Source organism: Asticcacaulis sp. YBE204, from assembly GCF_000495855.1.
Classification (GTDB): domain Bacteria; phylum Pseudomonadota; class Alphaproteobacteria; order Caulobacterales; family Caulobacteraceae; genus Asticcacaulis.
This window is the reverse complement of record NZ_AWGF01000001.1, coordinates 612,843-625,727: the sequence shown is the minus strand read 5'-3', so window position 1 is coordinate 625,727 and position 12,885 is coordinate 612,843. Positions and strand designations below refer to the sequence as shown.

13 protein-coding genes are annotated in these 12,885 nt (G+C 61.2%); 6 read left to right on the top strand and 7 right to left on the bottom strand.

The window, feature by feature from the left end; genetic code table 11:
• The first annotated feature begins 266 nt into the window (after window positions 1–266).
• On the top strand, window positions 267–776 hold the full coding sequence (locus AEYBE204_RS23710) for a phosphoribosyltransferase (RefSeq protein ID WP_023460885.1): 510 nt from the start codon (window positions 267–269) through the stop codon (window positions 774–776).
• Here the strand turns inward: AEYBE204_RS23710 and AEYBE204_RS0119835 are convergent.
• Window positions 773–1,330, bottom strand: coding sequence for a molybdenum cofactor guanylyltransferase (locus tag AEYBE204_RS0119835; RefSeq protein WP_081724565.1), 558 nt, complete (start codon window positions 1,328–1,330; stop codon window positions 773–775). The two genes, AEYBE204_RS23710 and AEYBE204_RS0119835, sit on opposite strands and share 4 nt — an antisense overlap.
• A 134-nt stretch (window positions 1,331–1,464) precedes the next feature.
• Between AEYBE204_RS0119835 and AEYBE204_RS23705 the strand changes: the two genes are divergently transcribed.
• Together AEYBE204_RS23705 and AEYBE204_RS23700 are read left to right on the top strand one after the other, a co-directional pair.
• A complete protein-coding gene (locus tag AEYBE204_RS23705; RefSeq protein ID WP_023460883.1) occupies window positions 1,465–2,880 on the top strand; it encodes a methyl-accepting chemotaxis protein in 1,416 nt (471 codons plus the stop codon).
• 67 nt (window positions 2,881–2,947) lie between these two features.
• A complete protein-coding gene (locus tag AEYBE204_RS23700) occupies window positions 2,948–4,729 on the top strand; it encodes a bifunctional protein-serine/threonine kinase/phosphatase (RefSeq protein WP_023460882.1) in 1,782 nt (593 codons plus the stop codon).
• Here AEYBE204_RS23700 and AEYBE204_RS23695 read toward each other — a convergent pair.
• Window positions 4,726–5,532: a lipase gene (locus tag AEYBE204_RS23695; RefSeq protein ID WP_023460881.1), complete on the bottom strand. Its 807-nt coding sequence runs from the start codon at window positions 5,530–5,532 to the stop codon at window positions 4,726–4,728. The genes AEYBE204_RS23700 and AEYBE204_RS23695 overlap by 4 nt on opposite strands.
• A 278-nt stretch (window positions 5,533–5,810) precedes the next feature.
• On the opposite strand from AEYBE204_RS23695, the gene AEYBE204_RS23690 reads away from it, so the two are divergent.
• Entirely contained in the window at window positions 5,811–7,679 is a 1,869-nt protein-coding gene (locus AEYBE204_RS23690; protein WP_023460880.1) for an ABC transporter ATP-binding protein/permease, read from the top strand.
• A 3-nt stretch (window positions 7,680–7,682) separates the two neighbouring features.
• Here the strand turns inward: AEYBE204_RS23690 and AEYBE204_RS23685 are convergent, their stop codons facing one another.
• The 5 genes from AEYBE204_RS23685 to AEYBE204_RS23665 form a co-directional block, all read right to left on the bottom strand.
• Window positions 7,683–7,970, bottom strand: coding sequence for a type II toxin-antitoxin system RelE/ParE family toxin (locus tag AEYBE204_RS23685; RefSeq protein WP_023460879.1), 288 nt, complete (start codon window positions 7,968–7,970; stop codon window positions 7,683–7,685).
• The gene (locus AEYBE204_RS23680) at window positions 7,967–8,230 is read right to left on the bottom strand and encodes a type II toxin-antitoxin system ParD family antitoxin (RefSeq protein WP_023460878.1); all 264 of its coding nucleotides are present in this window, start codon (window positions 8,228–8,230) and stop codon (window positions 7,967–7,969) included. The genes AEYBE204_RS23685 and AEYBE204_RS23680 overlap by 4 nt, the downstream gene beginning before the upstream one ends.
• A 57-nt stretch (window positions 8,231–8,287) precedes the next feature.
• Window positions 8,288–9,160, bottom strand: a complete 873-nt coding sequence (locus tag AEYBE204_RS23675; protein ID WP_031229697.1) for a DUF4886 domain-containing protein — start codon at window positions 9,158–9,160, stop codon at window positions 8,288–8,290.
• A 111-nt stretch (window positions 9,161–9,271) separates the two neighbouring features.
• On the bottom strand, window positions 9,272–10,054 hold the full coding sequence (locus AEYBE204_RS23670) for a 3-hydroxybutyrate dehydrogenase (RefSeq protein ID WP_023460876.1): 783 nt from the start codon (window positions 10,052–10,054) through the stop codon (window positions 9,272–9,274).
• Between the two features lie 13 nt (window positions 10,055–10,067).
• Window positions 10,068–10,436: a phasin gene (locus tag AEYBE204_RS23665; RefSeq protein WP_023460875.1), complete on the bottom strand. Its 369-nt coding sequence runs from the start codon at window positions 10,434–10,436 to the stop codon at window positions 10,068–10,070.
• Between the two features lie 214 nt (window positions 10,437–10,650).
• Here AEYBE204_RS23665 and AEYBE204_RS23660 point away from each other — a divergent pair, with 214 nt between their 5' ends.
• Together AEYBE204_RS23660 and AEYBE204_RS23655 are read left to right on the top strand one after the other, a co-directional pair.
• On the top strand, window positions 10,651–11,325 hold the full coding sequence (locus AEYBE204_RS23660; protein ID WP_023460874.1) for a response regulator transcription factor: 675 nt from the start codon (window positions 10,651–10,653) through the stop codon (window positions 11,323–11,325).
• Window positions 11,326–11,459: 134 nt separating this feature from the next.
• On the top strand, window positions 11,460–12,854 hold the full coding sequence (locus tag AEYBE204_RS23655; RefSeq protein WP_369751793.1) for a sensor histidine kinase: 1,395 nt from the start codon (window positions 11,460–11,462) through the stop codon (window positions 12,852–12,854).
• Window positions 12,855–12,885: the final 31 nt, after the last annotated feature.

The following is a 12,885-nucleotide window of genomic DNA, read 5'->3' as shown; positions in this document are numbered from 1 at the left end:
AATCTGTGAAATCTGTGGTTTCCATTTACCGACCATGTCCCGCACTCGGTCTATCTGTGTGTATCTGTGGCCATCTGTGGAGAATCTTTTGCCCCGCCCTCAGATTGATTTCTGCGTCCGGCTCCAGACCACGCTGCGTTTGAAGGAAACGTAGCGTGGTCTGGATTCTTTAGTGGCCGCATGCTTGATGCGAAAAACCGGTTTCCACTTTTTCGCAGCATGCTCTATATCCTGAAAACCGTTCCCTTTTCTGTACCGGACCGTGCATGACCTACGACATCCTGCTGAGTGAAACCGACATCGCCACGCGCATCGAAGCCATGGCCAAGGACATGGCGCCGCGCCTGTCCGACGACACGATCGGGATTTGCCTCCTGTCCGGTGGCATTTGGTTTGCCGCCGACCTGACGCGGGCCCTGGCGCGGATCGGCCTTGGCATCGGTTTCGACTCGATGTGGCTGTCGTCCTACGGCGACGGACGCGAAAGCGGCGAGATGATCCTGCGTGCCGACCTGCAACGCCCGGTGCAGGGCAAGCAGGTCCTGATCATGGACGATGTGCTCGACACCGGGGCGTCGCTGAAATTCGCCCGCGACCATCTGCTGCGCGCCGGGGCGACCGAAGTCCTGACCGCCGTCATGGCGTCGAAACCCGTCACCCGCCATATCGAGGCGGACTATGTCGGCTGGGAAGCCCCCAAGCGCTATCTGGTCGGCTACGGCCTCGATGATGGCGGGCGACTGCGCGGCCTGCCGTTTATCGGTGCGCTGGATTAATCGTTCACGTTCAAAAACGCGGCTTCGTCCGTCACGGTCACCGTGGCGACGGTCTGCGTATGCAGGAATTTGAACACGCTCAAGCCCCCTTGCGGCTTGACGGCCATCAGAGCCTCGGTCAGCGCTTCCGCGACCGACACACGCCACAACGCGCATAGCGGATAGTCGCGCACACCCTTGAAATGCACGATGTCGGCTCCGGTCTCGCACACCCTCTCATCCAGTTTCGCCACCATATTCTGCGGCAGGTTCGGCATGTCGCAGGGGGCGGTGATCAGGGCTTCAGCGTTTGCGGTTCGCGCGGCCGCGAGCCCGGACAACACCCCGCTCAACGGCCCCATACCGGCCCATGCCTTATCGTCATAAACCAGCGGAAAACCCAATTCTGACAAGGCTTCGGACAAAGGGTGACTCTCAGCCCCTGTATTGATCCATATTTCATCGACCTGCGGCGACAGGCGCGCAATCGCGTGGCCGATTAGCGTGCCGCCGGCATAGGGGTGGAACGGCTTGTTGCCGCCCATCCGCGCCCCTGCCCCGCCCGCCAGAACCATGCCGATCACGATTGATGCCTGCCTTTGAAAAACGTCATACGACCATAGTCGAAGGTTTACGTCACGGCCAAATCGTTACATGATTCGCAGCAAAAGCCCGGTTCTGCACTACCGGATATACAGGAAACGACTCCATGATCGATCAGGTTCTTGCGCCCGTGACTGATGACCGCGCCCCGGATACCGCCGCGCTGATCGCGCGCATTTCCGAGATCGCCGGATCGTTAGGGCTGGAGCTGGTTTCGGTTTCCGGTGCCGTCGATACCGTCATCCGCCGCCACGGCGATCAGGCCAAAACGCTCGACACCCTCGCTCAGGCTGCCGCCGAGGTGTCGGCGCAAAACGCCCGGCTGGTCGAACTGGCCCGCGCCGCCGAAGGCACGCTCGACCGCTCGGCGCGCGAGACCGAGCAGCGCGTCGGCGAAGCGCTCAACGCCATGAGTCAATGGGTCCACAGTGCCGAAGGCTCCGCCGCGCGTATTTCGTCGCTATCGCAATCCCTGTCGTCGGTCGGTCATATCGCCAAGTCGATCGAGACTATCGCCGCCAATACCAACCTGCTGGCGCTCAATGCCACCATCGAGGCCGCTCGTGCGGGCGATGCCGGACGCGGCTTCGCCGTCGTGGCGCAGGAGGTCAAGACGCTCTCGGGCCAGACGCGCGAGGCCTCGCGCCACATCCAGCAGACGCTCGGCGCCCTGACGCAGGAGATCGACGCCCTGATGCGCATCAGCGAGGAGAACCTCAAAATGGCTCTGGCCATGTCGGGTCGCTCCGAAGGCGCGGAAACGGCCTCGCTCGCCGCGATCAGCGGTACTTTCGCACAGGTGCGTGAGACCGTCCACGCCGTGACCGACGGTGCGGGCCTGATCGAAGGGCGTTCGACCGACGTACAGAACGGTCTGTCCAATCTTTCTGCCGACGTGGTGGCGCTCGATAAGCTATTGACCGAAGGCGGAAAACGCCTTGAACGAGTCGCCATGGACGGCGAAGCCATCATGCAGGTCACCGCGTCGGCGGGCGTCCAGAACGCCGACAGCGGCATGGTGCGCAAGGCCGCAGAGACCGCCGCCCACATTGGTATCCTGTTCGAAAATGCCCTGATCAAAGGCGATATCAGCGAGACAGACCTGTTCGACGAACGCTATCAGCCGATAGAGGACAGCGACCCGCCGCAATATATGACGCGATTTGTCGCCCTCACCGACCGGTTGTTGCCCGACGTACAGGAGCAGGTGCTGGACTTCGATCCGCGTATTTCGTTCTGTGCCGCCGTCGACCGCAAGGGCTTTCTGCCAACCCATAATCGCAAGTTTTCGCTAACACAGCGCCCGTTCGAGCCCGAATGGAACGCCGCCAATTGCCGCAATCGACGTTTGTTCAACGACCGCGTCGGGCTGCGCGCCGGTCAAAACAGCGGTGCGCCTCTGGTTCAGGCCTATCGCCGCGACATGGGCAATGGCGACTTCATCATGATGAAGGACGTGTCGGCACCGATTTTCGTGCATGGAAGACACTGGGGCGGATTTAGAATCGGCGTGAAGCTGTAAATCTTTGCCAACCGCGGTTCTTTCGTTTTATCGTTCTGTCATACGATAATCTACCCAGAAAGACATTATGGTCGCGACCGCCACCCATTCCCGCCTCAAGGCCGCCGTCGGCTTTGCGACCCATGTCGGCCGCCGCGAGGACAATCAGGACTTCGCCGCCTCGTGTCTGGCCGATGACGGCTCGCACCACGGTCTGGTTGCCGCCTTGGCCGATGGGGTCGGCGGACGCAAAGGCGGGCGCGTCGCCGCCGAACTCAGCGTACGCTCCTTCATCGACGACTATCTGAGCCAGACCGAGGCCCTGTCGCCGCAAAAGACCGCCGGACGGGCCTTGGAGAGCATCAATTACTGGATTTTCCGTCAGGGCGAGAAGGACGAAAACGTCAAGGGGATGAGTTGCGCCTTCACCGGCGTCGTCATCAAGGGCAACCGTCTGCACAGTTTCCACGTCGGCGATACGCGGCTCTATCGCTGGCGCGAGGGCTATCTGGGGCAGATGACGCGCGACCACAAGCCGCAGGGTGGCGAGGATTCGCCCTTCCTGACCCGCGCCATCGGCTTCGAAGAAGTTGTGCGCATCGATTACCGCATCCACGACATCTTTCCGCACGACCGCCTATTGCTCTGTTCGGACGGCGTCCACGGCAAGGTGTCGGAAAACCAGATCAACACCATCCTGTCCGAGCGCCATTCCGCCGACGATACGGCGCAAAAGCTGGTCGATCTGGCTATCCACAACGGCGGCGACGACAATGCGACCGTGCTGGTCATCGACATATTCGAGCTGCCGCCCGCCACGGTGAAAGACCTCGACGCGACCATCGCGCGCCTGCCCATGCTCGATCCGCCGGAAACCGGGGCCATCGTAGACGATTTCAAGCTGGAAGCCATGCTGGCCGACGGCGTCTATAGCCGCGTCTTCCGCGCCCGCGATCTGTCGGCGACCGGGCCGCAATCGAGCGTCCTGCTCAAATTCCCCAAGCCGCACAATCTGGGGGCCGAGACCATGGCGCGCGCCGCCTTCGTGCGCGAGACCTGGGTGGCCAGCCGCGTGCAACACATCTGGATCGGTTCGGTGCTGCAACTGCCGCCCAAAAGACAAACCTGTCTCTATGTCGCACAGCCTTTCTACGAAGGGGAAACGCTGGAGAAGAGACTGTCTCGTTCGCCGGAACTAAGCCTAGAAGAAGGTATCGATATCGCCACCAAGCTGGCCAAGGCGCTGGGGTCTTTGCACCGCGTCGGCATCATCCATCGCGACGTGAAACCCGACAATATCATCCTGCTCAGGGACGGCGGTCTGAAACTGGTCGATCTGGGCTTCGCGCGCTTGCCCGCGCTCGATGAGAAGACCGGCATCCTGCCGCCGGGGACCAATAATTACATGGCACCGGAACTGTTCGAAGGTCAGTGGGGTGACGAACGTTCCGACATCTTCGCGCTGGGGGTGACCCTGCACCGCATGTTCACCGGCGGCAGCTATCCCTATGGCGAGGCCGAACCCTTCGCCAAGCCGGTGTTGAAACGCCCCGATCCGCTGACCAAAAAGCGCAAGGACGCGCCCGGCTGGCTGGAAAGTCTGATCCTGCAAGCCCTCGCCCCCGATCCGGCCGAACGCTTTCAGGACGGATTCGAAATGGCCTTCAAGCTGGAAACCGGGTCCTATGGCGCGGCGCCGGCGTCGTTGCGCAAGACCTACGGCGCGCCGCAACGCCCGTGGCAGATCGCGACCGTCGTGTTAGGCGCGCTGGTCGTGTGGCTCAGTGCCATGCAACTGGGCCTGCTCCCCGGTTTCGACGGCGAACAGGCCAAGGCCTTCCTGCGGGAACACGGGTTCCCTGATCTTTAGTTTTTGAGAAGCGCCTTGATCTTCGGATCGGCGGCAACCCACAGATCGACGGTCATCTTGCCGAAATAGTCCGAACCCTTCGGGCCGGTGTGGGTGTAGTCGAAGGCCTGCGCGCTGCCCTGCCCTTGCGAGGCGTCGGTAAAGACGGCGGGGACGGTCGTGCCGGTCGGTACGGCATCGATGACGTTCTGCGGCACGGGCTGACCGGCCAGCGTCAGGGATTCGGCAATGCCCATTTCCTGCACCTTTGTCTGGCCTTCGGCGTAGAGATCGACCAGCGTCGTGCCGGTGGTCCTGGCGATCAGGCGTGTCACCTGCGCCCACGGCAGCAGGTCGTTCTGCACCTTGCCGTTTTTGAAATGACGCTGCGTCAGGGGCGTAACCAGCACCGGCGTGGCACCGGCTTTTTTGACGTCAAAGACGTAGCCGCGCATGTTCGGCCCGAACTCGGTCTCGATATTGGTGTGGCGTTCGGGCTTCGACGAGCCGTCATTATGGCCGAAGGCGACCAGCACATAGGTCTTGCCGAAGGATTTGTCGGCCAGTTGCTCCAGAATCTTGTCCCACAGGCCTTCGACGCGATAGCTCTTCGACGAGCGCCCGCCGCGCGCGGCATTGACGCAGACGACTTCGGGTTTGAACTGAGCGCAGAAGCCTTTGCCGTAGCCCGACTTGTCGGTCATGGTCGAGTCGCCGACGAGGATGATGCGAGTCGGTTTTTCCGGTTTAGCGGCAGGTTTTTCTGCGGCAAAAACGGGTGTGGCGAACAAAAGCGCAGCGGCGATCAGTGAACGGCGAAGCATGGCATTTCCCTTATGATTGATAACCCCCTCGCCCCTATGGGGAGAGCCGGGCGCCCGGTGGCGGCGGGGTGAGGGGGAAAACTTGTACGACAGCCCCCTCACCCGGCCCTTGCGGGCCACCCTCTCCCCGCAGGGGCGAGGGGAAGTCTGGTTGATTGGTTTTGACCATACACTATCGGTTCTGCGTGTAAAAATAAATCGTTTGCGCGTTGGATTTTGTACCGCCGCGGACATATATAGTGCGCTGCACCTTTGCGCCTGAAAGCTTCCGATCCGTCATGACCACGCCCGCCGTCACGTCCAAACCACCCTCGAAATTCGCGACCACGATGGCCGTGCTCAAACCCTATCTGTGGCCGAAGGATCGCGCCGACCTGCGCGGCTACGTGGTCGCCGCTCTCATCGCGCTGGTGCTGGGCAAGATCTTCACCGTCCTGATGCCCTATACCTATAAGTGGGCCACCGATGCGCTGGACCCGAAAAACGTCACGGTGACCAACCTGCTGCTGGCCTCGCCGATCCTGATGGTGCTGGCCTATTCGGCGGCGCGTCTGGCGGCCAATGCGCTCAATCAGGTGCGCGACGCCCTGTTCGCGCCGGTGGGGCAGCACGCCGTGCGCGGGCTTGCCAACCGCACCTTTATCCACCTGCATCAGTTGTCGCTGCGCTTCCACCTGCAACGCCGCACGGGCGGCCTGTCGCGGGTCATCGAGCGCGGCTCGACCGGGATTGAGACCATCGTCCGCCTGACCATCCTGATGGGCGTGCCGACGATCATCGAATTCTTCCTGACCGCGGCGATCATCGGGCACGAATATAACTGGATGTACGTGGTCATCATCGCGGTGACGGTGTGGCTCTATGTGTGGTTCTCGATCGTCGCATCCAACTGGCGCATCAAGATCCGCAAGGACATGAACGACGCCGATACGGATTCGATGTCGAAGGCCGTGGATTCGCTGCTGAACTATGAGACCGTCAAATATTTCAACAACGAAGGCCTCGAATCCACGCGCTATAATGGTGCGACGGCCAAGTACGAAAAGGCCGCCATCAAGACCTATACGTCGCTGGCCTGGCTCAACCTCGGTCAGGCGGTGATCTTCACCGTCGGCATGGGCGCCGTGATGTGGATGTCGGCGCGCGAAGTCATGGCCGGCGGTCAGACCATCGGCCACTTCGTCATGATCAACGCCCTGATGGCGCAGTTGTCGATCCCGCTGAACTTCATCGGGACTCTGTACCGCGAAATCACCACCTCGCTGACCGACATGGACGCCATGTTCAAGCTGCTCGACGAGCCTGCCGAAGTCGTCGATAATCCCGACGCCGCCGATCTTGTGGTCACCAACGGCGCGGTGAAGTTCAACGACGTCGTTTTCTCGTACGACGCCGACCGCCCGATCCTGAAAGGCGTGTCGTTCGAGGTCCCTGCGGGCAAGACCGTGGCCATCGTCGGGCCGTCAGGCGCCGGGAAATCGACCATTTCGCGCCTGCTGTTCCGCTTCTACGACGTCAAGGGCGGCTCCATCGAGATCGACGGGCAGGACATCCGCAGCGTCAACCAGACTTCGCTGCGCAAGGTCATCGGCATGGTGCCGCAGGACACCGTCCTGTTCAACGACACCATCGCCTATAACATCGCCTATGGCCGCGCCAACGCTACCGAGGCCGACGTGGTCGATGCCGCCAACAAGGCGCAGATCACCAATTTCATCGCCTCCCTGCCGCAGGGCTTCAATACCGAGGTCGGCGAGCGCGGGCTGAAACTGTCGGGCGGGGAAAAGCAGCGCGTGGCCATTGCGCGGACCCTGCTGAAATCGCCGCCGATCCTGCTGCTGGATGAGGCGACCTCGGCGCTGGATACGCACACCGAGCGTGAAATTCAGGCGTCGCTGGACGAGGTGTCGGCCAACCGCACGACCCTGGTCATTGCCCACCGCCTGTCAACCGTCGTCGGCGCCGATGAGATTCTGGTGCTGAAAGATGGGGTCGTCGCCGAACGCGGCACCCATGCGCAACTGATGAAGATCAGCGGCATCTATCACAGCATGTGGGAGCGTCAGAAGGCCGCCGATCAGGCCCGCGACCAACTGGCCAAGGCGCTGGAAGCCGAGGAAAAGGTCGAGGCCGCACCGGCAGAATAGTGGTTACAACAATTCGTCTATATCGCGAGCGCTGTGGAGGACACGGAGTATCCAGATGGCGTCGGCATTGATCCTGTAGAAGATAAGATAGTCGCGAAACGGTTTTCGGCGAATGCCTTCATATTGGTATCTTTCCATGATGGGAAAGCCATAGGGCGCATCGCCGATAGTCTCCGCCTTGTTGCGGAGTTCAACCGTGAAGCTCAAGGCGCGGCGGGGGTTATCTTGGGCAATATAGTTGGCGATTTCGCGTAGATCGTTGCGCGCCGGTTTGGTGTATTCGACCTTCACGCGTGATGACCGGTTTCCATTTGCGCCAATTCGGCCTCAAGTTCGTCGAAGACGTCTTCCGCGCTGTACAGTTCCCCAGCCTCGGCTGACCTCAGCCCTTCTTCAAGCGCCTGATCGAGTGCCGCCAGACGCCGCTCACGGTCTTCCATCAGGCGCAGGGCATCGCGCAGCACTTCGCTGGCATTGTTGTAGCGCCCGGTCTTCAACTGACCCTGCACGAAGTTTTCGAAATGGGCACCAAGGCTATAGCTGCTGGGCATGACGCACCTCCATTATCATTAGATGATAATCCCGCACGCCATAGAGGTCAATCGGGGCTAATTCGGGTGCAGCGTCCGGTAGGCCACCGCCTGCAAGGCCTCGGCCTGTTTGGGTGAAATCCCCAGATCGGCCGCGCTTTTTTCCTTGGGTCCTAACGTGCGTGGGTCGATGCCGGTGACACTGCCGAACACGACCAGCGCCTTGAGATAATAGCCGTAGGTGCTGGCGTGGTACTGGTCGTAGCTCCACAGGTCCATCTGCCCGAAGGTCGTACCGTCATAGGGGTTCGGATCGGCGACGCCTTCGGTCATGGCCAGGTCCCACGCCTGTCCGACGGGGATGACCGACTTGACCTGTCCCGATGCGGCCCTATCGGCCCCTGCACGCAGGTCAGCGGCCATGACGCCGATGGGCTTGCCGTTCCACGGACTCGGCTTGGCATAGACCAGATCGGCGCGCGCCCAGGTCGCTTCGAGATAGATATCAACCTTGGGGTTCTGCGCCCTGAGCGCCTTGCTGATGGCCGCGGTGGAGTCGATCAAAGTCTGCGGATTGCCGGGCGCCTTGGCGTCAAGCGTCGAATAGGTTTGCAGCACCACCACGTCCCACGGTTTGACAATCAGGCCATGCTTTTGCGTCAGGTGAAAGGCGATATCCGTGCCGCCGACGGTTTCCAGACTGACCTCATAGGACAGGCCTGCCTGCTCGGTCATGACCTTGAACAGGGCCGGCACACCGCCGGTATTATCGGCGTTGAGATCGGTGACCTTATCAGCCCTGTACCGGCGCACCGCCGAATTAGCTCCAAAGGTGAAGCTGTTACCGATGAAGAGGATGGATTTCGGTTTTGCTACCGGAACGGTTTCGGCACTGACCGGCGAGACCAAAAGAAGCGCCGCAATGGCCAATATGGCTTTGAACATGCGCATTCATCCTCTTCAGAAAAAGACCGGAGACGAGGCACGACAAGCCCGTCCGTGCTTTCCGTGTTCCTAAACAGCGGCGGCAAGGTTTAACACGGAAAGCATGGAAATTTCCGGTTAAGCCGCCGTCCAGCCGCCGTCGATCGATTGCAGCGAGCCGGTGATCGAGCGTCCGGCGTCCGAACACAGGAAAACCACCAGTTCGGCGATGTCGTCGGTTTCGACGAATTTCTTGGTCGGTTGCGCCGCCAGCAGGACGTTTTTCACCACCTCTTCCTCGGTGATGCCGCGCGCCTTGGCGGTGTCGGGGATCTGCTTTTCGACCAGCGGCGTCAGCACATAGCCGGGACAGATGGCGTTGCAGGTAATACCATGCTCGGCCCCTTCCAGCGCGATGGTCTTGGTCAGACCGGCGATGCCGTGCTTGGCCGCCACATAGGCCGCCTTGAATGGCGAGGCGACCAGCGCGTGGGCCGAGGCGATATTGACGATGCGGCCCCAGCCCTTGGCCTTCATCTCTTTGAAGCTGAGGCGCGTGGTGTGGAAGGCCGAAGACAGGTTGAGCGCGATGATGGCATCCCACTTTTCGATGGGGAAATCCTCGATCGGCGAGACGAACTGAATCCCGGCATTGTTGACGAGGATGTCGAGCCCGCCCAGACGCTCATGCGCGTCGGAAATAAGGGTCGCGATCTGATCCGGTTTGGTCAGGTCGGCGCCGTTGAAACAGACCTCGACGCCGAACTCTGCCGCTATGCTTAAACGAATTTTCTCGATGTCATCGGGATTGCCCATGCCGTTGAGCATGATCTTCGCGCCCTTGGACGCCAGCTTGCGCGCGATGGCCAGACCTATGCCTGAGGTGGAGCCGGTGATGAGCGCGGTTTTGCCAGAGAGCATAGGTATGTCCTTACTATTCTTTCGGAGGTTCCGGGGTATCGTCGGATTGGGGCGGTTTTGCGGTCGTCGCCGCGGTATTAAGCGCCTGAAGCCCGCACTGTTCGACAAAGGTCATGGTGGCGCGGGTCTGGTTCTGGCTATATTTGACGCAGGTCTTGGCCCACTGGCTTTGAAGTTCGCGCAATTCGGCCGGGTCGCGCGTACGCGAGGCCTCCTGCATCAGCGACAAGGCGTCACGGGTGAAATCGGTCGTTTCCTGAGCGTAGCGGTGCGAACTGGTCGAAATCATCTCGATCAGATTGACCAGTGAGCGCGTCGCCAGCTGCTGCTGCGCGCCCATCATTTTCAGGCCTTTTTCGAACGGTGAATCCGGATTGGTCATGGTGCGTCCTCCCCCCTTTTTTCCTCGGTCAGGGTTGGGGCAATCTAACTCCATTTTTCCGCAGGCGGCTAGTCCCAAATACAAGGCTTGCGCGCCGCAACCGGCGGACGTCAGGCGGTTTAATATGAAATCTTTTTAACACCGCCGCCCCTTCACAGGGTTCGGAAAGCGCTTTAGACATTATGTCATCTTAAAACGCAGGCGGGGCCGGGTAATGACGCACATACTGATTGTCGAAGACGATGTCGAAGCGGCCCTGACCATGCAGAAAGGGCTCAAGGAACAGGGCTTCGACTCGACCGTGACGCATGACGGTGAGGCAGGCCTCAAGGCTCTGCGCGGCGGCGGTTTCGACGTGGTGGTGCTGGACCGAATGATGCCGGGGCTCGACGGCGTGTCGATGCTGGAGATCGCCCGCTCTGAAGGCATGGACATCCCGGTGCTGTTTCTCTCGGCTCTGGGCGAACTCGAAGACCGCGTCTATGGCCTCAAGGCCGGGGCGGACGACTATCTGGTCAAACCCTATGCGCTCGTCGAACTGGTTGCGCGCGTCGAGGCGCTGCTGCGCCGCAAGGACACCGGCGCGGTCGAATCCGTGCTGCGCGTGGGCGAACTGGAGATGAACCTGATCACCCGCGTCGTCAAACGCGGTACGACCGAGATCGACCTGCAACCGCGCGAGTTCCAGCTGCTCGAATTCCTCATGCGCCATGTGGGTCAAAGCGTCACCCGCACCATGTTGCTGGAGAAGGTCTGGGCCTATCATTTCGACCCCCAGACCAATGTCATCGACGTGCACATTTCACGTCTGCGCGCCAAGCTGGACAAGGGTTTCGACAAGCCGATGCTGCACACCGTGCGCGGCGAAGGCTATCAGTTGAAAGCCTGATGCCCTTCCGCATCCCCAATTTTAGGAATCTGTCACTAAGTGGGCGCGCATCCGGATCCGAAAACCGGTCCCCACTTTTCGGGATGCGCTTGAGCGCGAACGTCTTCCGTCAGACGCCGTTCCGCCTGACCCTGATGTTCATCACCGTCTATTCCTTCGTGGCGGTGCTGATCTTCGCCTATATCTACATCGCCTCGTCGTCCGAGACCAAGGCCGTGTCGGACGCTCAGGTCAAGTCGCGCATAGATTATCTTGAGGAAGTCTATCGCGAACAGGGCGAGGCGGCGGTGCTTGAGACCCTGGTCGAGGAAGACATCACCGAGTGGTTCTTCATCAAGAATATCTACGACGATCAGGGCCGCGTTCTGGCGCAGAACCGTCGCGCCATGACCGAGGTGACGCCGCGCGTCTTCAACCACATCCGCGAGCGCATCAAGACCTTGCCCGATGCCCGCGCGCCATTCCAGATCAATTACCGCCTGACCGACCCCGCCGGGCAGCGCAAGGCCTATGCCTATCGCGGGCAGGTTCTGACACTCCGGCCCGGCCTCAACCTCTATGTCGGCATGGACACCTCGTGGTCGGAAAAGGGCTTCGACATGGGCTTCAAGGCCCTGTGGGGCGGCGGCGTGCTGGTCATCGTGCTGGGGCTGTTCGCCGGCATGATCATCAATAACGAGGTGTCGCGCTCGGTGCAGGGCCTGATGCAGGTCTTCGATGCCGTGAAGGAAGGCGACCTCAAGGCGCGCGCGAAGCTGCGCCATTCGGGCGACGAATTCGACGCCCTGGCGCAACGCGTCAACGAGACGCTGGACCGCATGGAAAAGACGATGGGAAACCTCAAATACGCCGGGGACGCCATCGCGCACGATCTGAGGACGCCCCTGTCGCGGTTGCGCTCGAAACTCGAAGTCTCGCTGTACGACGTCGAAAAAGACCCGTCGCAGGCCCCGGACGTCATCGAGAAGGCTTTGGCCGAAACCGATCAGCTGCTGCGCACCTTCCAGACGGTGTTTTCCATGTCGCGTCTTCAGGCGGCGGGTCAGGCCCCGGATCAGAAGCCGTTCGACGCCACGGCGCTGGCGATGGATATGTGCGAGCTGTTCGAGATTCTGGCCGAGGACAAGGGGCTGGAATTCACCTCGGAAATCGACAAGGGCGTCACTGCCTTCGGCAACCGCGATTTTCTGGCGCAGGCTCTGGCTAACCTGCTCGACAACGCCATCAAATATACCCAGACGGGGGGGATTACCCTGCGCCTGCGCGTCAATTCACGGCAGGAGGTCGAGTTCTCGGTCACCGATACCGGTCAGGGCGTCCCCGAAGCCGACCGCGCCCGCATCACTCAGCGCTTCGTGCGGCTGGAAAATTCACGCTCCCTGCCGGGTGTGGGGCTCGGCCTGTCGATGGTCGAGGCCGTCGCCGTGGCGCACCGCGGTCGCCTGACGATCGACGAAGGCCCCGGTGTCTATAAGGATCAGGGACCGGGCCTGCGCACCGCACTGGTCCTGCCGCCGTACGGGGGGTGAGCACCTTCCCTCCTGCTTGCGGGAGGGTGGC